This window comes from Candidatus Paracaedimonas acanthamoebae, from assembly GCA_017307065.1.
Lineage (GTDB): Bacteria > Pseudomonadota > Alphaproteobacteria > Caedimonadales > Caedimonadaceae > Paracaedimonas > Paracaedimonas acanthamoebae_A.
Genome location: JAFKGL010000013.1, coordinates 13,941 through 36,540, shown reverse-complemented (window position 1 = coordinate 36,540; position 22,600 = coordinate 13,941). Strand labels below are relative to the sequence as shown.

The following is a 22,600-nucleotide window of genomic DNA, read 5'->3' as shown; positions in this document are numbered from 1 at the left end:
GATGGAGGTAATTTCTTTAAATTCTTACTTACAATTCAGATAAGTCTTCTACATTTTTTGAGGCTAATCTTATACCCATTAAGGAAAATTAAACATGATGAAAAAAGTCGTTCAAACTCTTTGCACTCTCCTCCTCTCAACCACGATAGCTTGCGCAAGTGATCAACAAGATGAAAACCACAACCTAACTCACCTTAAAGCTATTAGCAACGGCACTTTGCATGATAAATCTTCATCATGGCAAGGAAAACTTGAAGATTTAGCGCCGTACAAAAATCTTCAAAATTTGTCAGTAGAAAATTTAGATAAATCCCACATGAATACATTCAACCAAATCTTAAGCAATCTTTCTTCTCTCCAGGAATTAGAATTAGGAGAATTAACTAATGCAACAGACAATGATACGGTGTCACTAGTTCGTGCTCTTCCCAATACCCTCCAAAAGTTGAGTCTGAACATGAGCCATGTGAGTCCACTTAGAGCCAAAGAAACTTTAGCTAAAAGCTTTCGAAGATTTTCTCAGCTCAAAAGCTTGAAATTACAAACATCAGGTATTACTGATAACAATCTTATAAACGTTTTTCCGACGTCTCTCACAAAGTTGGATGTAGATAATGGTGATATGCACTTCCATTATATTTTCAAAGAATTATCAACACTTTCTGAATTGCAAGTCCTAAAACTAGGTCATGTAGGTCATGTTGGTGGCAACTTTTTACTAGAAAATCTTAGCTCTCTTCCTACTCTTAAAGAATTCCATTGGAATTGTAGTAGATGGGTCATTCAAAATATATTAGAAGTAATACATACTCTTCCTCACACCCTCCAAGTATTGAAGTTAGAATACTCTTATCGTACTAAGCCACAAGAGGGCATCGTAGATTTAATTAAGTGGTTTCCTCCTCATCTTCAGGGTTTGCATTTATCGCATTTCGTACTCAACGATAACGCGATGCAAGCTTTAATGGCGGTCTCAACCAACCTTACCATCTTATCTTTAAGAAACAACAATATTCATAATGACGGCCTACAAGTCTTAATGTCGATGTTTCCTAAGAAATTTCTCAATCTACAAAAATTAGACTTATATGAAAATCTCTTTGATGAGGAAATAGCACAACATTTATTCACAATGTTGAGTTCGAATACAACCCTTCAAGATATTTCACTCTTTGAAGATACAAGAAATTTAAAATTTGAAGTACCACAGGAAAATTATACTCTGCAAAAATTAGGAGGTAATTACCAGCTAACAAAAACAACTCGACAAACATTAAACAATAATGTGAAACGTGCCGTAACACTTGAAGATTTAGCCTCTCCAAAATTCTTTCTAGCAAGTTAATAGCACGCAAGCTTGAGACATTCCTTAGGGGGTGAGTCAAGCTTGCTGTTTTGCTCCAACTGAGAGAAATTTTCTTAAACTCTTATAAGCTAATATGATTTTTATTGACCTGCTAATCTTAGATCACCACCAAGCTACAAAATTCAAGAAAATTCAGTGCAAAAATTAAATAAATAAAAGATATAAATCAAATAATTACCAAGTATTTTTTACATTCAAAAAATCATTTTTATTAACAAATTGACATTTTATTACAATTAAAGCTCATTTATTTAAACTCTGTCTTGTAATTTACAAATGCATTCTTATCTATACTTTAAGCAACTCTTATCCATACTTATTAACGAGGCAAACATAATGAACAAACTCGTCGCAACTCTTTGCTCTCTTCTCCTCTCAACCACAATCGCTTGCGCAAGTGATGATCAAGAGCAAAGACCTACTCATCTTAAAATTATTGCAGGAAAGAAAAACAATGATAAGCTCTCAGAGATGCCAGAAGGTATTGAATACTTATCTCAGTTCACAACCCTTACAGCAGTGGATGTAGATACAGAAGATTTAGAAGATTTAGAAAAAATACAATCTTTATTTTCTATGCTTTCAAAACATACCAATCTTCATGATCTCAAAATAGAATTTAATATCCCTCTTCTGAATCCCAAATCAAGCGATGTTGATGAGATTCTGCTAGAAAAATTAGAGCAATTAGCCTTAGCTCTTCCAAATTTTTCTTCGCTTCTTGCACTCGATATGAATTTGAATATGATTAATAGGCTGAATACCACCATCAACACAGTCTCCGAAAGTGTGAGATTTGGGAAGATGGCAAAAGTTTTAGCTTCTAATCTCCCCCCTAAACTTGAAAAGCTATCTTTAGGATGGAATTTATCCTTTCCTACAAAACATCTACAAAGCATGATTTCAGATCTTCCTTTTACTCTGCGAAAATTGAATTTAAGACATCACTGTGTTGATAATAGTATGCTCGAAATTTTAAGCCAATTTACCAATCTCGAAGCACTTGAATTAAGGTATTTTGAACAGAGAAAAATACTGAATCCTGAGCCAACAAAACCAAATTATACAATGTTGGGATCAACGATCTTTTCTCTACCAAATTTACAAGAGTTAAGTTTACATTTAGATCCTAATAGAGAATCTCCCTTTCCCTATCCACTTTATAGTAATTTTAAAGAATTGACTGAAAAACTCCCCCGAGATCTCAAAAGATTGAAAATTTACTACCATGCTGTTCTCAACGAGTGCCTAACACCAGACGGAAGTGCATTCTTGGCTCTTCCAGGGAAGCTTGAGGTATTGAGTTTAAATTCTATTCTTCCGAAACATAATATTAATAATTCTGAACCGTTGGAGTCACCGTTCGACGCTTTGACTCAAGTTCTTTCGCCCAACCTTCGAGAATTGGCTATAAAAAATCCTTTGAGCCATATCTGTCTGCAGGGTGAGAGAAGTAATCTAAATGATTATCTCATCTCAAAGTTTCCAACAAGTCTTCAAAAATTAACTTTGCATGCTTGCTGGATCACAAAAAGTAGAGCATCAGCTGTAGGAAAGGCACTCAATAATTATTTGCCTAATTTGGAAACACTTTTATTGTCGGATTCCTTGCTTATGGACAGTGCTCAAATTTTGATCAAAGAGATGAGATCAAATACAACTCTTACAAAGTTAGATATTAAATTCCCTACAAGAGAAGATATCACCCCCCTGATTGATGAAGTAAAAAACTGCTTAGAAGAAAATCTTACCCTTCAGATGGTAACCTTTTCTTTATTGGGTGAACAAATACCTGTATCTTTAGTACAGTTAGAAAGAAATAGAAAACGTAACCAAACGCTGACAAGACTTGCAGACCACCAAGTCTATCCAACAGTATTTCTTTAAAAAAAGAATCAGGCTTGCTTCTTCTTTTCAACAAGGCCTAGATAAGAGATAGAACTTTTTTTAATCATCTTTTTATCCACTCATAAAAACAGCTACAAATATCAAAAAAATTCCGTCTGTTTTTCAGATTTTTCTCCCCTTTTTGACGAATTTCTATTAGGATACGAAAATATTGACAAGTAACTAGAGAACCTTATGCCTATTCTATCAGATCTCTGGATCCGCGAGGCTGCGCTCACTCAAAACATGATTGAACCCTTTGTTGAACGCCAACAAAGTCAAGGCCTTATTTCTTATGGTTTATCTTCTTTTGGTTATGATGCTCGTGTTGCGAATGAATTTAAGATTTTTACCAATGTTGATAGCGCCGTGGTTGATCCCAAAAATTTTGATCATAATGGATTTGTCGATCGCGTGACAGATGTATGTATCATTCCCCCAAATAGTTTTGCGCTTGCGCGTACGGTTGAATATTTTCGGATTCCCCGAGATGTTTTAGTTATTTGCCTCGGAAAATCAACTTATGCCCGCTGCGGAATTATTGTAAATGTGACCCCTTTAGAACCCGAATGGGAAGGTCACGTGACTCTAGAATTTTCAAATACAACCCCTCTTCCCGCGAAGATCTATGCAAATGAAGGAGCTTGCCAATTCCTCTTTCTAAAAGGCGAACAAGCCTGCGAGGTCTCTTATAAGGATCGATCAGGGAAGTATATGGGGCAACGCGGTGTAACTTTACCACAGGTAGTAAAAGCAAATGGATAAGATTAAAATTGTAGGCGGTCGGACACTTTCTGGAAAAATTCGCATCTCAGGGGCAAAAAATGCTGCTCTTCCATTGATGTGTACAAGCCTGTTAACAAAAGAAGCCTTGATTTTAAAAAATCTGCCCCGCCTCGCCGATGTTTTTACACTTGGCAGTGTCCTAAGCCATCTGGGCGTTAAAACCACTTATGCAGGTCACACGGTCGGTGAACACCAAGCAACCTTCCATGCGCAAGGCCCCATCCTTCCTGAAGCGCCCTATGACCTTGTGCGCAAAATGCGAGCCTCTGTCCTTGTCTTGGGCCCTCTTCTAGCAAGAACCGGCTATGCAAAAGTTTCTCTTCCTGGTGGATGCGCCATTGGCAGTCGCCCTGTCGATGTTCATCTAAAAGGATTAGAAGCCTTAGGCGCTGAAATTACACTTGAAGACGGATATGTCATTGCAAAGGCCCCAAATGGCCTCAAAGGCGCAGAATTCTCATTCCCCATGGTGACCGTCACAGGCACTGAAAATATCCTCATGGCCGCAGTTTTAGCCCAAGGAACGACACGTCTATTAAATTGTGCGGTTGAACCTGAAGTAACCGACCTTGCCCATTGCCTCCAAAGCATGGGCGCCAAAATTGACGGCGTTGGAACCTCCATTTTAACCGTGACAGGCGTCTCTAGTCTCCATGGAACCACTTACTCTGTTCTACCAGACCGCATTGAGACGGGCACTTATGCGATGGCAGCCGGCATTACTGGCGGTGAAATAGAATTAGTGGGAACTGACTTAGACCTCATTCCAAGTGCGTCTCAGACCCTTGAGATGATGGGGATGACATTCCAAAAGACTCCTCAAGGATTTATTGCGAAAGGCCCGTCTCATCGCCTTAAAGCCATTGAAGTTATCACAGATCCATATCCTGGCTTTGCAACAGACTTACAAGCTCAACTCATGGCCCTTACATGCGTGGCAGATGGAACATCCCTTATCACGGAAACTATTTTCGAAAATCGCTTTATGCACGTGCCTGAGCTTGCTCGCATGGGCGCAGATATCACTATTAAAGGCAATACCGCCATCATCAAAGGCGTTGAGAGCTTAAAAGGTGCGCCTGTGATGGCAACAGACCTTCGCGCTTCTGTCTCTTTAGTGCTCGCCGCTCTAACTTCTTCGGAAGAAACGATGGTTAGTCGTGTTTATCATCTTGACCGCGGGTATGAAGAAATAGAGAATAAGCTTGGTGCCTGTGGTGCCAGTATTGAACGAGTCAGGGAGGACTCAACATATGACATTTCATCAACAACACACCCCGTTAAAGCTGCGTGCTGAAGATCAACAAGATCTGAGAGTGATGGGGGCCTATCTTCAAGATAGCCTCATTCCCATGACAGCTTTCTATTATAATAAAGAGGGAAAGCATTTTAGTATCTTAGCTAACCGTTTCTGTTGGGAAGTAAGCCCTCAACTTCATACAGGGACACCTCTGTATTCACGTGTGCATTCAGGCCTTCATTTTTCGCATGTTCATCATGTTCGCCATAAAGGGATTGATCTTAAAGATCCGACCAAAACAGTGAACCTTTTAACAATTCATGGCGATAAAGAAGGTGAGATCCATCTTTTGTTTTCAGATCAATGCGAGATTTGTCTCCATGTGGAAAAGATTATGTGTCATTTTCATGATCTTCACGAAGCTTGGTGGACGCATCAAAAACCTGAACATCCTTAAGTTCATCCTTCTAGAGACACTCTAAAACTCATCTGAGCCTCAAAATTTTGATGAGCTTGCCCACTTTTTAACTCTGTGATTTTCATCTTAATGACTCTCCTCCTCTTTTTGAATTGTTTTGTCCAAAAGGTTATTACCTTGCCTTATAAGAAAAATTTTCCTAAAATTTTACTTAATCTTTAATTTTTTTTGTGCTAACTGTCATAAAAATTAAAAAAGAAGAGCATCAAAGCCTCTCAAGGAGAATCTATCGTGAAGAAATTGATTTTAGCGACTCTGATATGCGTTATGGGATTTCAAAAGATATCATGCCAAGCATCTTCTCACACATCAGATTCCATGGAAGTGGATTGCTCTCCTACTTTATCTCTTACCTCAGCACCTTCGGCTAGTCTTGAACAAGACTTTAAGTCTATTGATGACATTCATACCATAATAAAAATAGCCTATTCTGAAGCTGAGTGGAAAAAATTAAAAAACGCTTATGACATCTTTGCACAACTCTCTCTTTCTGAAGAAACGTGGAAATCATATGCGGGACAACATAAGATTGATTATAGGTGGCCCTCCCAAACAACATGGAAAGAACAGGTCGGTGCCCACCTTTTTTTCCATCCTCAAGCCCTCGACTGGTTTGATTGTCCCTACAGAAGCCACTTATTGAAACGCTTTGATATCATTTGGGGATTTGCAATTAATGCAAAACTCAAAGATCCCCGTGGAAAATATTTACTTTGTAACACTCTCCAAAAAATACGCAGACACCGTAAATATGCCGAAGTTCCAATTTTAACAGAGTTTTTTGAAGGATATTTTGGCAAGGCAATTCAAGAATTAAAATCATATGAAGACGATCCAGATGCATGTTATTTATTAGGGCGCGGCATCACAGAAGACTTTTTTACTTGTATTTCGCGTTATGACGAGACTCTTTCTGCTCATGACCTGTTTAGGCGTCATCCTGACCATTTAAGAAATAAATATCATGCACTTATCACAGCATCTCAAGAATCAACAATGGAAGATTTCCTGATGCTTGCACAGCGAGGGTATTCCCGTGCTTATAGTGACGTGATAGAATTTCTTGACGGCATTGAAGACACCATTCCTAAAGAAAATATCTTAAAAGAAATTTCTGAAAAAGAGCATGACCCAACGCTACTCCTTGACCGAGGCTATCTTCTTTATGATGAACCAGAGGACAATGACGAAGCAAAGGAATTACAAGCTTCCATCTTTAGACAAGTAACGGAAAATTATAGAATAGCAACAGGGTATATTGAATTAGGGATACTACGAATTGAGGCTAACCATTTAACCGAAGAAACCGCTGATTTTTTTAGGAAGGCCGGAGAAATAAATGATCCTAGAGGATGGGAATACCTCATTAAATTTTGGGAAGAAAAATATAAATTTTCAAAAGCTAAAACAGATAAGAATAACCTTTCCGCCTCTATTAAAGAGGGGATGAGAGTTGGCCTACCATATGCTTATTCTCAAGGCCAATATTATTTCCCGGAAGAATTTTCCACAGAATGGGTTGAACTTTATGGCGCCCCTCTTCAAGGCGATATTAGAATAAATTGGGATGATCTACGTGTAGCTCCAGTTATGCAAAAAAGTATGATAAAAATCATTGAAAAATTCTTGACTGAAAGTTGAAATAAAAAAAAAGGTTCCTATATGAAGAAATAGATAAGACGTCTACTTTCTTCTAAGGAGCCTTGAGTTGAAATTTCGTTTTTTTTACTCTTTTATTATTTCTTTCAGCTTTTTAATAACTTTTAGTTTTGCGACTCCTTCCATACATGAAGATGAGTCTTCGCCTCAAGTTACTCTTAGAGTTCATGCAGTTGGCGAGGGAAACTGTGTCACTTTAGAAGTAAAAAATCCTCTTACAGGCCTCTCGGAATTTATGCTCGTGGATATCGGATCAAAAGCCTTTGCGAATGAAGCTGCTTACACGCAGTATCAAATTGAATCCATCCTCCAGAAAGAAAGTAATTCTAATTCAAATCAAGCATCCTCTTCACTTCATACACCCCTTAAGAAAAAAGGTGAACTCATCCCTCCTGAAAGCACCGTAAAATCACCGGATTGGGAAGATGCCATGGAAGATAAAGATACGATCATTCACTTAAGGCAAACGTATTTGGATAAATTTATTGAAGATATGCGCGGAATGTTAAAAAAACCTACAGAACCACAGCAGGAAAAAAAATCTCGGTCAAAAAAATCTACGCTGAGGAAAAATCAACAACAAGAGCAAACAAAAATCTCACCGATTGCCGTGAAGACAGTCGTTATTACACATCCCGATCAAGATCACTATGGCTGGTTGATGGAATTGTTTTCTCAAACAACTGATAAAATAGATTTTCTTATTTTTGGAGGTCTCCCGAGCCATTATTATCCAAGTGATCGAGACACATTTAAAGACTGGTTAAGAATTTGTCTAAACAATCAAACTCAAATTTTCTTCCCTGCCATTCAATATGACGCTTTAGATCCTAAAAATCTTGATCCTTTACAAATGCTTATTAAAATGGAAAAAAACGATGAATTTGCACCTCACATTTTCTCTGGAGATCCAAATTTCTCAAAATTGCCTTTTGCAAAAGCATTTGACTTCCATCCTCAAGTCACGATCTCTCTGCTGGCCGTCAACCCCATTCACAGTGGAGAACTTAACAACGTTCTTCGTCATGGAGATGATGAGACAGACGATAACAAGGATAGTCTCGTTATAAAAGTTCAACATGGTGACTCTTCTGTCATGCTCCCGGGAGATGCAACACAAGCAACAGTAAGATGCATTAAACTCAATTATAAAAATAATCTTGGTTTCTTAAGATCAACAGTCCTGCTTGCGAGCCATCATGGGGCTATCGAACATGGGTGTAATAGCCCAGAATTGATTAAACTTGTTGATCCTGAATATGTCATCATTAGCCATGGTCATCAGCATAATCATCCTACCCCTAAGGCATATGAAAATTTTAAGTTGCCTTCTCGTTTAAAGCAAGTTCCTGCGCATCATGTATTAGTTGGAAAAGATGCTAAAAAAGAAGAAAGCCTTCATACAACAACTAAAGCTATTTATTCCACGTTAAACAGTGGAACAATCACGATTGATCTATTACCTGGAGGATTGGACATCCGCACCAAGATTAGAAGCACTTTAGATACAACAGAAGAAATTGAAGAAATTGTGAAAGTTGAAGAAGATGACGAGCAAATACATTTATCTGTTCAAAAACCCCTTACAAAAAAACGGCATCCCTCTTCACCTGTTCCCATGCCTACATTAGAAGAAGAAAGTCCTGAAAGTAGCTCTAGCTCTTCTCCGGAAAAAAAAGCGCCCAGAAGATCAACAAGAACAGCGGAGAAAAGGGAAAAAAAGACCAGCGCTATTCAGACAACTTTACCCCCAATAGAAAAGGAAAGTACGGTTTCTTCTGTTCCTATAAGTGGAAAATCCGCGAAAAAGAACACAGCTAAAGCAACAAGTAGCTCAAGCTGATAATTCTTCCTAAGAATAAATACGGTAGGCCCGTTTCCCTTGGCTTGTGAGTAACTCATACGGATTCGTACCCGCTAAGGACGCCATTTCTCGAAGATTTTGAGCTGATGAATACACTGAAACCCAAGCGCCAACCTGACATAATGAGTCAGGAATATCCGTCACATCAACCATCATAAAGTCCATTGAGATGCGCCCCACGATCGGCGCCGAAAATTCTCCGATATAAACATGCCCTTTATTCGATAATTCTCGCATAATGCCATCAGCATAGCCAATTCCCAAGGTTGCTAAGCGTTTAGGTGTCTTACATTGATAAGTTGCATTATATCCAACACTTTGCCCTAAATGGGCTTCCTGAATCTGCACAATGGATGCATAAAGAGCTAAACTAGCCCTTAAATTATGCCTCTCGGGATAAGGATCTGCATACCCATAAAGCCCCAAGCCCGGGCGAACATAGTCATAATGATAAGCTTCCCCTAAAGCAATTCCATTGGAATTTGCAAGACTTACTGCCGTTTGAGGAAGCATCTTTAGACAACGTTCAAAAGCCTGACGTTGTTCTTCATTTTGAGGATTTTCCGGTTCATCACTGCTTGCCAAATGGCTTATAATCATCTCTAGCTGAAAAGAATCCATAGAACTTGGATCCTGGCTTAGACTCATAACATCTTGAAATGAAAGGCCATTCCGAGTCATTCCCGTATCAACATGAAGAATAGCTGGTAAAACTTGATTTTTTAACTGTCCAAACTTGGACCAGCGAGAAACCTGTCCCAGATCAACAAGAACAGGAATTAAATGAGACTCAAAAAAATAATCTTCAGTTCGCTCTAAAACGCCGCAAAAAACAATAATTTTTGCATCGTGATACGGCAATGCCTGACGAAGTCTTACACCTTCCTCAATAAAAGCAACACAGAAAATACGGCATCCTTGGGCATAAAGAGCTTGAGAGATTTGGCTCATTCCCAGTCCATAACTATCGGCTTTAACAACTGCCGCGATTTGGCATCCAGGTTTAAGGTGAGCTTGAGTTAAGACGTAATTATGTTGAATCGCCTGCAAATCAACCATCATGACCGAGGTTGTCGCCGCAGGCACACTTTTTAAGAAAGAGCTCCTCTCTGATTCCTGTTTAACGCCCTCCATACTGAGGCATCCGTTCAGATTCAACATAATTTCCAAATTTGGTCAAAGCGCCATCAAAGAATAATTTAACGTTGTTAATAGGCCCATGTCTTTGCTTAGCGACAATAACCTCAGCTAAATTATAAATTTCTTTCATTCTTGTTGACCATTCTGCGTGTTTATCAGAGTTGGGAGTTGGTTCCCGCCTGCTTTCATAATATTCTTCACGATAAACAAACATGACGACATCCGCATCTTGCTCAATCGATCCAGATTCACGTAAGTCCGCTAATTGAGGACGTTTATCTTCACGCTGCTCAACAGCACGCGAAAGCTGAGAAAGAGCAATAACGGGGACATTAAGCTCTTTTGCAAGCGTTTTAAGCCCTCTTGTTATCTCTGAAATTTCTTGAACCCGACTCTCTGAATTTCTTGAGCCTGAAGACCCTTGTAATAACTGTAAGTAGTCAACAACGATCATTGAAAGACCATGTTTGCGCTTAAGCCTACGCGCTCTCGTGCGTAAAGCTGAAATAGTCAACCCCGGCGTATCATCAATATAAAGAGGTAAATTTGCAAGACGACGACTTACTTCAAAAAACTTCTGGAAATCACCCTGAGGAATATCACCTCGTCGGATTCGATCAGAAGGCACCCCTGATTCTTGGGCTAACAGACGCGTTGCAAGCTGTTCAGACGACATTTCAAGGGAGAAAAAGGCAACAATTCCGCCATATATTTTTTGCTCAAGACCCGCTTCAGCGGCATTAAACGCGATGTTCGTGGCTAAGGCTGTCTTTCCCATCGAAGGACGACCTGCCAGAATGATGAGGTCTGAGGGATGCAAACCACCCAAAAGACCATCAAGATCTTTAAAACCGGATGTCACACCAACAATTTTATCTTCCCGCTTAAAGGCAAGTTCGGCAATTTGGATAGATTCTGTCAGCGCTTTGGAAAAAGGAACAAATCCACGATCAGCTTGACCGACAGTTGCCAAATCATACAAGCGTTGTTCCGCGCTTTCAATTTGTCGTTGAGCGCCATGTTCGACATCAGGAGTAAAAGCATTATTAACAACCTCCTCCCCTAAATCAATGAGCTGGCGTCTTAAATGAAGATCATAAATAAGCTCACCATAATGCTGAACACTTATGATGGAAACTACCGAAGCGGCAAGGTGAGCAAGGTACTGAGTTCCCCCAATTTCTTGAAGGGAATTGTCTTGTTCAAATGTGCTTTTAAGCGTAATGGGATCTGCAATTTGACCGCGCTCAATAAGCTTGGAAATAACTGCATAAATACGCCCATTCGCAGCGTTTGCAAAATGTTCCGCCATTAAAAAATCAGAGATTTTTTCATAAGCTTGATTATTATGCAGTAAAGCGCCTAAAAGGGCTTGTTCAGCCTCATAATTGTGAGGTGGAATACGGTCGTGTTCAAGAGTTGAAGAGGCCAATAGATTTCGATTTTCTGTGAGTGCAACAACGTTTCCTGTCATAACAACTCTCTTGTTGAGGGCTTAATATTTAAAAAGACGTACCTGAAAATTTTTCATAATGAGCCAAAGCAGATAATTTTTTTATACTCTGCCTTGGCATTATGAACAAGCGCTATTTAAAACTTAAGCGCTAACTCCTTCAGACTCTTTGGAGTTTTTAGAAGAAGCTTGTGCAAGTGCTTCTTCTTGTGTTTGAGCAACGTTAATAATAACTGTTTCTGCCACTTCTGGATGAAGCGCGATTTGAATTTGGTGCAAGCCAAGTGCTTTAATTGGCATACTTAAAATAGCTTGAGCACGTGTCACAGTAAAACCTGCAGCGGTCACTGCTTCAGCAATATCTTGAGGACGAACAGATCCGTAAAGGAGACCGTTATCACCTGCTTGACGCAAAATAATAACACTAAGGCCTTTCATCTTTGCGGCAACTGCTTCTGCTTCCTTTTTCAGTTGCAAGTTGTGAGCCTCAAGTTGGGCACGCTTTTGCTTAAATTCTTCAACCTTGTTCGCTGTCGCTCTTTCTGCTTTACCTTTAGGTAACAGAAAATTGCGAGCATAACCTGGCTTAACACGAACGATATCACCCATTTGTCCTAAATGTTCAACACGTTGTAATAGTATGACTTCCATATTTTTCTCCTAAATCTTAGACAATCGTTCTTTTAAATTGAGCCATGGCTCAAAAATTCCCACAATCAAAACGGGTAATAACGCTAACCAGCCGAACACTACCATAAGAGTATAAAAAATCCAAAGAAACAAATTTCTTTGTTTATATTTTGTTGAATAACTATGAACTATGGCAAGTCCTTCAAGGATAAACGCATTCAATAAAACCACGACCATGTTTATCGAAACCTGACTCGTTATTCCCCTTCCAAAAAAAGCAAGTATACCAATACCTGCAAATGTCCACCAAGGCCACCACGGAAGTTCAAAACGAATCATCGAAGGCGCTGGCCTTAGATTTCCCGACAATTTCTGCAATATATTCTGTGCTAGGATTCCATTGATCACTGTAAATAAAAATAAGAAACTCGCAAAAAGAGCTGGCAAAAGCATTACAAGTTGCGCAATGAAAGGTCGATAAAGAGTTTCTAACTCTGGATTAAGTTTTCCTAATCCCTCTAAGAGAGTTTGTTGGAGTGTTTGAAGATTCCCATTTACAAATAATGTAATCGTAAGAAAAGCCGTAAGGCCTAAAATATAAGCTATCAAATATGCAACAAGACGTCCCGTCGGATACCACTCAATCTCTTTATTTGATGTCTGCCGGTGACGTAAAGCCAAAGAAATCAGGACTAAACAAGGACCTAAGAAGAATAAACTTTGAAACAATGCTGATTTCACTCCCCCTAAGAGAGCAATACAGCAAGATGTTATAACGGAACTGATTAGAAATGGTCGTAGCCCATACTGGAGCCCAACAGAAAATAGAGGGATTTGATGAAAAAGAGCGGCTGCAACCCATAAAGGATTACCCGTTATAAAACCTTGAAAAAGGAGTGCCGTAAGCACTCCTCTTGCAAGAACCTGATGCCAGTCTTTGGACGACAAGGTCGTCACAATAAAGACTTTTTAACGAACAACGTAAGGCAACAAAGCTAAAAAGCGTGCACGCTTAATTGCAATGGCCAAATCACGTTGATGTTTTGCACTTACTGATGTAATACGTCTTGGAATAATTCTTCCACGTTCAGAAATATACTTCTGAAGAAGACGAACATCTTTGTAATCAATCTTAGGTGCACCTGGTTCACTAAAAGGACAACTTTTCCGACGACGGAAAAAATGACGACGTGGACCACCTTTTGACATTGGATCATTCATAATACTTTTCCTTAGTTTTCTAATTCTTCTTCAGTTCCAGAATCGCCATCTTCGGCATCTCTGTCACCACGCTCATGTGAAGGTGAATAGTCATCTCTTTGATAACGAGACGCTTTTAGAATAGCTGAAGGCCCTTTTTCATGCTCTTCAACAGCAATTGTCTGAAAACGAAGGATATCTTCATTGATCCGCATCACGCGCTCAACTTCTTTAATGGCAGCAGCAGGGGCTGTCGTATTTAATACAACATAGTGGCCGCGACGATTTTTCTTAATGAGGTAAGCAAGGGTACGAAGGCCACAATATTCATTGCGGATAATTTGGCCACCTTGATCTTTAATAATTCCAATAAATTTTTCTGCGAGAGTCTCGACTTGCGCAGGCGCTAAATCTTGACGCGCAATAATAACGATTTCATAATTATTCATATCAGCTCCCTATGGCTAATGGGTTGAAAAATCAACAGAGCCGGCAAAAAACCGGCAAGGAGATGTTTCCGTATAGCGTGTTCTATTAGAAAAAACAACTCAATTGTGTGTGAAATTTTAGCTTTGCAGAGAATACTTTTAAGTTAGTTTAAGTCGGAAAAGCGTGCACAGTATAAGGCTCATACGTCTTCATATCACTTTAGTGACGATAAGCTAATCTTGACTTTAAATGGAAATAATGTTACCAAAAAGACACTATTGAGATTTGAAAGCTATATAACTATGAAATATACTAAATTTTCCTTTATGTTCCTATTGGGTATAAGTTTTTTATTTCCCTTTCATGCTCTTTCATCAGCTCTTGATCTTAGCGAAGAAAAGAAAAGCCCTTATGCTTTGCCTATTCCATCCTCAGGTAAGGCAAACATTTCAACAGGTAAAGTCTTGTGGGATCAAGGAAAAGAACACTTTGAAAAGTACTATATAGGTCAACTTAAACCTCGGCATACACAAGATGAACTACGCTCATTATTCGATTTAATTGAAGAAACAGCTCGACAAGGAAAACTTTACACTCCGGTTCACTTCAAAAAAACGGGTAGCTTTGATGGCTTAACGCTTGATTTTGTGGTTAAAAAAGAAACAATTGTACAATTTTACTTGATGAATGCCTTTGATAAAGCGCTTGTTGAACTTTTGGATACTGCGAATGAGATAACTCAAAAAGCCATATATTTAAAATCGGATTTAGAAATTCTTAAAACTTATTTCTTTAATATTTGCGCTGTCTTAAAAAAGATCGAATTTATGACAAACAACGTGTTTGGCGTGACGAATGATGAATTTAATTTGCAAGAATTTACAAATTATTTTGGGCAAGTTAGCTATACGCCTGCAAATAATATTAAGCTTTATAGTCAAAACTTCGTCCACTCTATACTTGCTGAAAAAGAAGGTAAACTTTCAATCTACGATTATATCATCCATAATACACAACTTTACTATATGCTTTTTGTGAATCAGTATATTTTTATAGACTCACACTTAAAAGATCCCAAAAATCCTAACAGAAAATTGCTTAAGCGTACATGTGTTAACGGGAAATTAGGTGATTACAAGTTCGATTTTCAGGCAATGCCTCTTCCTAAGTTAAGTGAACTTAATTCTCTTCCTGAAACACTTGGGAATGATCAAATACTTCTTGAAAATGAGCCTGAAGAGCCTTCACAAAAAAATGAAGCAACTCTCCACCCTGAAATAAGTGTGCCTTCTGCTCTCCCAGAATCGACAGAAAAAAAAGCAGAAATAGCGTCTCCTATCCAACATAGCGCTGCAGAAACGCACTCCAAGCAAGAAGCTGCTATCGCCTCATCATCAACTTCATTGCCATCACCTGTTTTACCAGCTGCATCTCAAAGACGCCCTACCTTATCGTCATCCACCCCAAATGATTTAAAAGTAACAATTGATAAACTTAGTCAACTCGAAGATGTTTTAAAAAAACACGATGGGGGAGCGTCTGCTGGCATGAAAACTCGTCATTTTCTTAGTTTAGCGCAAGCTCTTAATAAATTAGGGTACTTTTCTCATTTTGAGGCTGACAAGAAAGAAGTAAAAATTAAGATCGATCCTACCGATCAAAATCCTGGTGTTGTGTCAGTTATGCATACGAATCATACAGGTACCTCTAAAGAAACCGGTATCACAAGACCAACAGCAGCAAAAATGCAGGAAATTGTCACAATTTTAAGAGAAAAAGCTCAAGCGTCATCTTCTACAGCAGAAAAGAGGGAGTAATAAATTTTTATTATTTAATATTGCCTTTGAATGTCTCCCAACAACGCCGGCAAATACCGGCAAGGAGATGTTTCTATATAGCAAAGAATCATCTTATTTCACTCTCCCTCATTTTTTTGCCAAAACCATCTCATAAACTCTCTTAAAATGACTTTATTTCAAAGATTAAATGCAATAATTGCATTTAACCTTTATAAAAAATTTGACAAATATACATTCACTACCCATATGATCATTAGAAGTCAGTTAAATCTAAAATAAAGAGGAAAACATGCGAAAAATGAAATCACTCCTATTGATGACAATTAGTGCTGCGACCTTCCAAAATTCTTGTCTAGCTTCTCCTATTTATAACGTCGATACAGAGATAGACGACAGCACTCCTCATTCAGGAAATGCAAGAAATTCTGCCCAACCATTCTTGGAAACAATGGTTCCGCCGCCTCCCAAAGTTTTTGATCCTCATGGCACCTTACTAAGGCCAGAAGGCGCTCCTTATAATATTGTGGGAACTCCTATGGACGTTGAACCTCAATTGCAGAGTGCCCCTTCACGACGCCTTCAATTAGGCCAAAAAAAACCATCAGCGCCTAGTTCAATCGCACAACCTGCAGCTCCCTCTTTTGAACCATTACCCCCAGCTTATACCCCTTATGTGGCCCCCTCTCCCCAACAATATTATGGCAAGCCACAGCAATATGGAAATTCTTCAGCTGCAGCTTATGCTCCCCGGACCGATGCTCCGTATGCAGCTCCTTCTTACTCCCCTCATCAAGAGCAACGACATCCCCAAAATTATCAACATGATGCTCCATTAGGACATTTCCCACAAGCACCACAAAATCAAGCGTATGATAGGCATCGGCAAAATTATCAACAAGCTTCTTCTTCGCACTCTGCTGCTCAAGAACAACGAGATTATCAGCATGCTCAACCTCCACATCAACAATATGGAGCCGCATCTTATAGTGCAGCTGCCCAGCATGATTATGTTGATCCCAAGCTCCCCCATAGTGTAACACCTTCTTCTCAAAAACTCCCTTACGGTGTGAGTTATCCTCCCGCTTCAAAACCTCAGGACATAACACTTTCTCCCGTAAACAGATTTACTCCTGGTATAACGCCCCCTCCCCCAGTAAAGAAGAGGACATTTTTTAAGGATGTAGCTCATCTATTTGCTGATGCTCCTTCGAAAAAAACAGCGGCAGTTTTACCAAATATTGAGGACTCTAAAAAAAGCTCTTCCTCTTCTCAATCCTTAAGAACCGAGTATGAGCTTTCAACAGCAGAAAAAAGACAAGCTGCACTAGACGCTTACGATAGTACAAAAAAATTGAGTTACATCTATTCCTCAGGTTCCTCAGATACGGAAGTGAAATTAATTGAAGCCGGAAAACCTCTTGATTTTTACCACGGCTTTTTGTCCACAGTAAAGTTTGTTCCTCTTTTCAAAACGTCTATTGTGTACGCCAATCAGCCCGCACAAATGGCTGCCCTTCAGTTATCAGCAGAAAAAGGAACAAAAGTTGGTATTTTAAATTTTGCGAACTCCACTCATCCCGGAGGAGGCGCTTTTTATGGTGCTAGTGGACAAGAAGAGAGTTTAATTCGTACAACAACTTTATTTTCTTCTCTCTCTCAAGTAATAGATCCAACTATTGACTTAGCACAACAACTTACACAAACATATCCAGCGATTAATTATAATGAGATAACAAATAGTATATTGGAAAAACTGAATGGGATTTTAATTTCTCAAGATGTGTCCCTTTTCCGTATTTTTTTTAAGGGAACATATCAAAATCTCGAAAAACCAAGGATGATTACAATTCTTACCTCTGCTGCTCCTAATTTAAACAAACCAAAACCCGAGAATTATGAAGAAATCATAAGACAAAGGGTTTACAGTCAACTGGCAGGTTTTTCTTTGAAAAAAATAGACTCCATTATCCTTGGCGCATGGGGATGTGGGGCATTTAGGAATGATCCAAGTTACATTGCATCTGTTTATAAAAGTCTCCTTGAAAATGAATTCAAAGGCATGTTTAAAAATGTTGTCTTTGCAATACCAAACGCAGAACTTTTAAAAACTTTTCAATTGAACGGACCAACAATTGTAAAAGAAGAGTAAGAAGTACTTTTAAGTACCTCTCTCTTATCTTTCATGAAATAGAGCTCCTAAGCTTTCATTCCTCTCTCAAGATAATTGAGGAAAAAATTAGGAACTCCTTTCGCACTCTTGGATAAGCGCATCAACAACACTGGGATCCGCCAGTGTTGAGATATCCCCTAAGTTTTCAATCTCATTTGCAGCAATCTTTCGTAAAATGCGCCGCATAATCTTCCCCGAACGTGTCTTTGGAAGACCTGGAGCCCACTGGATGATATCAGGGCTGGCAATCGCCCCTATATGCTTACGGACCTCTTGAATAAGTTCCTTTTTAAGATCTTCCGAAGGGTGATGTCCTTTATGCAGCGTCACAAAAGCATAAATTCCTTGTCCTTTAATATCATGCGGAAAACCCACCACAGCTGACTCAACAACTTTTGGATGCATATTTAAAGAACTTTCAACTTCTGCGGTTCCTAAACGATGTCCTGAGACATTGATCACATCATCAACTCGGCCCGTGATCCAATAATCTCCCTCTTCATCCCGGCGAGCTCCATCGCCAGTGAAATACATGCCAGGATACGTTTTAAAATAAGTATCGATGAATCGCTGATGATCCCCATACACAGATCGCATTTGCCCGGGCCATGAATCAAGCATTACTAAAGCCCCTTCGGTTTCATCTTCAAGAATTATACCTTGAGGATCAACAATAGCAGGTTTCGCCCCGAAAAAAGGTTGCATAGCAGACCCTGGCTTAAGATCATGAACACCTGGCAAAGGCGTCATTAAAATCCCGCCAGTCTCTGTTTGCCACCATGTATCCATGATAGGACAACGTTCTTCTCCTACGACGTGATAATACCATTCCCACGCTTCAGGGTTGATAGGCTCACCGACCGATCCTAACACTCTTAAAGAGTGTCTTTTTGTTTTCTTAACAGCCTCATCGCCTTCTCGCATCAGCGCCCGGATAGCGGTGGGAGCTGTATAGAAGATATTCACTTGATGCTTATCAATCACTTCCCAAAAACGAGACGCATCAGGATAAGAAGGGACACCTTCAAACATTAGAGTCGTTGCACCATTAGCAAGAGGCCCATACAACACATAACTATGCCCCGTAATCCATCCCACATCCGCCGTGCACCAATAAACATCGCCCGGATAATAATCAAAGATCACTTGATGCGTGAGAGACGCAAATACTAAATACCCCCCAGTTGTATGAAGAACGCCTTTAGGTTTCCCTGTGGATCCAGACGTATACAAAATAAACAAAGGATCTTCAGCATTCATCTCAACGGGCGCACACTCCTGAGAAGCATTAGCCATTAAGTCATGATACCAATGATCTCGTGAAGACATAAAAGGAACGGTATTTCCGGTCCTCTTCACCACAAGCACAGACTCAACCGAGGTGACTTCGGGTCTTGCCAACGCCTCGTCTACGTTCTTTTTCAACGGAATTATCTTGCCGCCCCGAACACCTTCATCCGCCGTAATCACAAGTTTAGAATCACAATCCACGATGCGATCCGCTAACGACTCAGGTGAGAATCCACCAAAAACAACTGAATGAATCGCTCCTATTCGGGCACACGCCAACATTGCAACAGCGGCCTCAGGAATCATCGGTAGATAAATCGTTACGCGATCTCCTTGTTCTATTCCCAACGTTTTCAGAATATTGGAACACTTGCAAACTTGTTCATGTAATTCTCGGTACGTAATTTTTTGAGAGTCTTGAGGATCGTCTCCCTCCCAAATAATAGCGACCTGATCCCCTCGCTCTGCCAAATGCCGATCAAGACAATTCGCCGCCACGTTCAACGTTCCATCTTCAAACCATTTGATCCGAAAATCTTCTAGGTTAAAAGAGGTATCCTTAACTTTGGTAAAAGGTTTAATCCAAGTGATCCTCTGCGCTTGTTCTCGCCAAAATATCTCACTATTTTCAATGGATTGAGCATAAAGCTTTCCATATTTTTCTGGCGTTAACGTTGCAGGTCTTGCTTTGTACGCGTGCTTAATATATGTCATCCTATCTCCATTTCAAACCAAGCATAAAAAACAATCTCTAAAAGGGTCAAGAGCTGACGTTTCTTTTTTTCGCCATTTCTTCATAAAATTGTTTCTATCCTTCTCCCTGTTTATTTCATAAATTTTAAATTATTCTTAACAAACTTCTTTTTAGTCCATTTTCCTTCTTTTTTCTTTTCTCAATTTCTATTCAGGCCTCACCTATGAACACTGTCCTTTCTATTTCCGTCATTCTTGGATGTGTCCCGAGAAACTCAAGGGGCCGATAGATCTCACCAATCACCAGTCGATCTATTCCAACTTTATCTAGGTGGACTGAATAGCCGCCGCCCTTCTCTACCATCTGTTGTTCTCTCTCTTCATCTCCAAAGGTCAGATCCCACCACCGATTAAAGGACTGATCATCAGGACTTTGGGGGGGTCTCGCTGAGAAGGAAAGCAAATTCCTTCCGTCCTCAAAACTTCCCTTAACACTCTCTTGTGAGAATCTTTCTTTGTTGTTGAGATCTCTCCACAAAGATGAGACCCTCTCTTACCGTTTGTTACGTCGTTATACTGTTCCATCATTTTATGACTCCCTGTTTATTGTTATATACTTTACTTATGATGAGCCTTTTGCCCTTCTCTCTATCTGCATAAAGCTTAAGAAAAATAAAGACGAACAACCTGGTTCTTTCATCCCCCACGTGTGTCCAGTCTTTACTCTCCCAAGCGACCCCTCTTCTCCCTTTGGCCTCGAGGTTCCATTGAGAGGCAAGAAGAGTCTCTTGATCTTGCTTTTTTCACAGGAAATGATCCCCTGAAAAAAGACAAAGATAGGGCATTCGCTCAAAAAGAGCGTTAAAAAGCTTATCTTCTTTAATAAGATAGGTATTTATATCCCTATTTTATTAAGACGGTAGTTGAGGATTTAGTGAAAGAATTACGAGGGGTTGTAAGGCCCGCGTAAGGGAAGAAAATCATCTCTGACCATCTACTACCAGATTATCATAAACAGATACAAATATCAAGAAAAAATTGTTTCATAATCAAACAAATAACTCATACAAACCAATAGTTTATAAAATAATTTTTAGCCTCAAAAACCCATAATTATTAACTAATTGACATTTTTATTTTGATAGGATATCTTTAAAAAAAATTATAGTATCTCTTGTAATTTAAATAAGATTTCTTATCTATTTTTCAGGCAATATTAATTATTAGTTATCAAAGGTAAATATAATGAAAAAACTCGTCGCAACTCTTTGTTCTCTTCTCATCTCAACCACAATCGCTTGCGCAAGTGATCTTAGTCACTCTCCAGATGAAGAACTCCCCAAATATAACCTTTGCTTAACAACCCCTCCCTCGGGGAACCGCATTTATTTTGGAATTGATGTTAAAACTCATTCATTATCTTGGGGACAAAGAATGCAAGACTTAGATGAGCTCAACAGTCTTCATATATTTTCAGGGCAAAACTTAACTTTTACAAAATTCGTTGAAGTCCTGCCTAAGCTTTCAAAGTACACAAATTTTAGCATACTGCGCCTTGAACAACTAACTTATGACTTTAAATTTATTCCTCATGCGGAAACTTTTCAAGCCCTAGAACTGGCACTTAGAAAATTTTCAAATCTGAAAAAACTGGTTATTGATAATAATCACCTTGATCAACGAATTATAAGAATTCTTGCCCCAACGCTTCCCGATACTCTTGAAGAGCTAGACCTCAGCGGGAATACTATTGACCCGGAAGAATTGCTATCTTTACTCTCATCAGATCTTCCTTCCTCTCTTCGAACGTTGAAATTGCCAAATGCCCCATTAAAATCACTAATATTAAGATTTACTTCTAACGCACCACAAGATTTACTCTCGAAACTTCCTTCTGGCCTTCACGTATTAGATTTAGGTACAACGGAATTTAATGACATCGAGATTCAGAATTTACCACAATTTACCAATCTCACGACATTAAGATTAACATATTCAGGTAAAAACAAGGAATTAGCACAACTGATTTCACCTCTTTCTCATCTTCGAGAATTGGATTTAGCTTCAGAGAAAGATACTCAAAATATGGACGCTGTAATGCAAGCACTCCCTATCTCTCTTCAAACATTGAAATTAGAAAATTGGTTAGATGAAAAACAGACTGAATCTTTAATCCAATCGATACCAAACGATCTTACAGCCTTATATTTAAGGGGGTTAAAAATAGGTGATCCTGCAATGGAATCCTTAATCTCAATTTTTTCTCATAAAATCAAATCATTAGGCGTGACAGACTGTTTTGCGTATAATGATAAAAGAGTATTGCAAATTTTAATTTCAGCAGTTGCAGTTTCCGAAAATTTCCCCCAGCTACAGGAATTAAAAGTGCGCTATAGTAATGATTTAACTCCAACAGATACAAAAAATTTAATTAATCAATTGAAATTGAATACTACACTTCAAGATCTTTCTTTATCAAATAGCAGTGAGATATAGTAAGATAGAGAAAAAAGTGG

At 39.1% G+C, this 22,600-nt stretch carries 18 protein-coding genes; 10 read left to right on the top strand and 8 right to left on the bottom strand.

The window, feature by feature from the left end; translation table 11 throughout:
• Positions 1-94: 94 nt before the first annotated feature.
• The 7 genes from J0H12_02620 (at position 95) to J0H12_02590 (ending at position 9,259) form a co-directional block, all read left to right on the top strand.
• Positions 95-1,345 (top strand): hypothetical protein, encoded by a 1,251-nt coding sequence (locus tag J0H12_02620; GenBank protein ID MBN9412808.1) that lies wholly within the window; start codon positions 95-97, stop codon positions 1,343-1,345.
• Positions 1,346-1,702: 357 nt separating this feature from the next.
• Positions 1,703-3,253, top strand: coding sequence for a hypothetical protein (locus J0H12_02615; GenBank protein MBN9412807.1), 1,551 nt, complete (start codon positions 1,703-1,705; stop codon positions 3,251-3,253).
• 195 nt (positions 3,254-3,448) lie between these two features.
• Positions 3,449-4,018, top strand: a complete 570-nt coding sequence (locus tag J0H12_02610) for a dCTP deaminase (protein MBN9412806.1) — start codon at positions 3,449-3,451, stop codon at positions 4,016-4,018.
• Positions 4,011-5,336 carry a UDP-N-acetylglucosamine 1-carboxyvinyltransferase gene (murA, locus tag J0H12_02605; protein ID MBN9412805.1) on the top strand — a complete coding sequence of 442 codons (1,326 nt, stop codon included), beginning with the start codon at positions 4,011-4,013 and terminating at the stop codon, positions 5,334-5,336. Before J0H12_02610 ends, murA begins: the two co-directional genes overlap by 8 nt.
• The gene (locus J0H12_02600; GenBank protein ID MBN9412804.1) at positions 5,293-5,736 is read left to right on the top strand and encodes a DUF2948 family protein; all 444 of its coding nucleotides are present in this window, start codon (positions 5,293-5,295) and stop codon (positions 5,734-5,736) included. The genes murA and J0H12_02600 overlap by 44 nt, the downstream gene beginning before the upstream one ends.
• A 252-nt stretch (positions 5,737-5,988) precedes the next feature.
• Entirely contained in the window at positions 5,989-7,398 is a 1,410-nt protein-coding gene (locus tag J0H12_02595; GenBank protein ID MBN9412803.1) for a hypothetical protein, read from the top strand.
• 67 nt (positions 7,399-7,465) lie between these two features.
• A complete protein-coding gene (locus J0H12_02590; protein ID MBN9412802.1) occupies positions 7,466-9,259 on the top strand; it encodes a hypothetical protein in 1,794 nt (597 codons plus the stop codon).
• A gap of 9 nt (positions 9,260-9,268) precedes the next feature.
• On the opposite strand, the gene alr is transcribed toward J0H12_02590, so the two are convergent.
• The 6 genes from alr to rpsF form a co-directional block, all read right to left on the bottom strand.
• On the bottom strand, positions 9,269-10,414 hold the full coding sequence (alr, locus tag J0H12_02585; GenBank protein ID MBN9412801.1) for an alanine racemase: 1,146 nt from the start codon (positions 10,412-10,414) through the stop codon (positions 9,269-9,271).
• Positions 10,401-11,894, bottom strand: coding sequence for a replicative DNA helicase (locus J0H12_02580; GenBank protein ID MBN9412800.1), 1,494 nt, complete (start codon positions 11,892-11,894; stop codon positions 10,401-10,403). Before J0H12_02580 ends, alr begins: the two co-directional genes overlap by 14 nt.
• A 123-nt stretch (positions 11,895-12,017) precedes the next feature.
• Positions 12,018-12,524 (bottom strand): 50S ribosomal protein L9, encoded by a 507-nt coding sequence (gene rplI / locus J0H12_02575; protein ID MBN9412799.1) that lies wholly within the window; start codon positions 12,522-12,524, stop codon positions 12,018-12,020.
• Positions 12,525-12,533: 9 nt separating this feature from the next.
• Complete coding sequence (locus J0H12_02570; GenBank protein MBN9412798.1) at positions 12,534-13,460, bottom strand: DUF2232 domain-containing protein; 927 nt, start codon at positions 13,458-13,460, stop codon at positions 12,534-12,536.
• 12 nt (positions 13,461-13,472) lie between these two features.
• A complete protein-coding gene (locus tag J0H12_02565; protein MBN9412797.1) occupies positions 13,473-13,724 on the bottom strand; it encodes a 30S ribosomal protein S18 in 252 nt (83 codons plus the stop codon).
• 11 nt (positions 13,725-13,735) lie between these two features.
• Positions 13,736-14,152 carry a 30S ribosomal protein S6 gene (gene rpsF, locus J0H12_02560; GenBank protein MBN9412796.1) on the bottom strand — a complete coding sequence of 139 codons (417 nt, stop codon included), beginning with the start codon at positions 14,150-14,152 and terminating at the stop codon, positions 13,736-13,738.
• Between the two features lie 282 nt (positions 14,153-14,434).
• Here rpsF and J0H12_02555 point away from each other — a divergent pair, with 282 nt between their 5' ends.
• Together J0H12_02555 and J0H12_02550 are read left to right on the top strand one after the other, a co-directional pair.
• Positions 14,435-15,949, top strand: coding sequence for a hypothetical protein (locus tag J0H12_02555; protein ID MBN9412795.1), 1,515 nt, complete (start codon positions 14,435-14,437; stop codon positions 15,947-15,949).
• A gap of 271 nt (positions 15,950-16,220) precedes the next feature.
• Positions 16,221-18,080: a TIGR02452 family protein gene (locus J0H12_02550; GenBank protein ID MBN9412794.1), complete on the top strand. Its 1,860-nt coding sequence runs from the start codon at positions 16,221-16,223 to the stop codon at positions 18,078-18,080.
• An 87-nt stretch (positions 18,081-18,167) separates the two neighbouring features.
• Here J0H12_02550 and acs read toward each other — a convergent pair whose 3' ends face one another.
• Both acs and J0H12_02540 read right to left on the bottom strand, forming a co-directional pair.
• Positions 18,168-20,105 carry an acetate--CoA ligase gene (gene acs, locus J0H12_02545; protein ID MBN9412793.1) on the bottom strand — a complete coding sequence of 646 codons (1,938 nt, stop codon included), beginning with the start codon at positions 20,103-20,105 and terminating at the stop codon, positions 18,168-18,170.
• A gap of 372 nt (positions 20,106-20,477) precedes the next feature.
• Positions 20,478-20,672, bottom strand: coding sequence for a hypothetical protein (locus tag J0H12_02540; GenBank protein MBN9412792.1), 195 nt, complete (start codon positions 20,670-20,672; stop codon positions 20,478-20,480).
• A gap of 657 nt (positions 20,673-21,329) precedes the next feature.
• Here J0H12_02540 and J0H12_02535 point away from each other — a divergent pair.
• Positions 21,330-22,580, top strand: a complete 1,251-nt coding sequence (locus J0H12_02535; GenBank protein ID MBN9412791.1) for a hypothetical protein — start codon at positions 21,330-21,332, stop codon at positions 22,578-22,580.
• Positions 22,581-22,600: the final 20 nt, after the last annotated feature.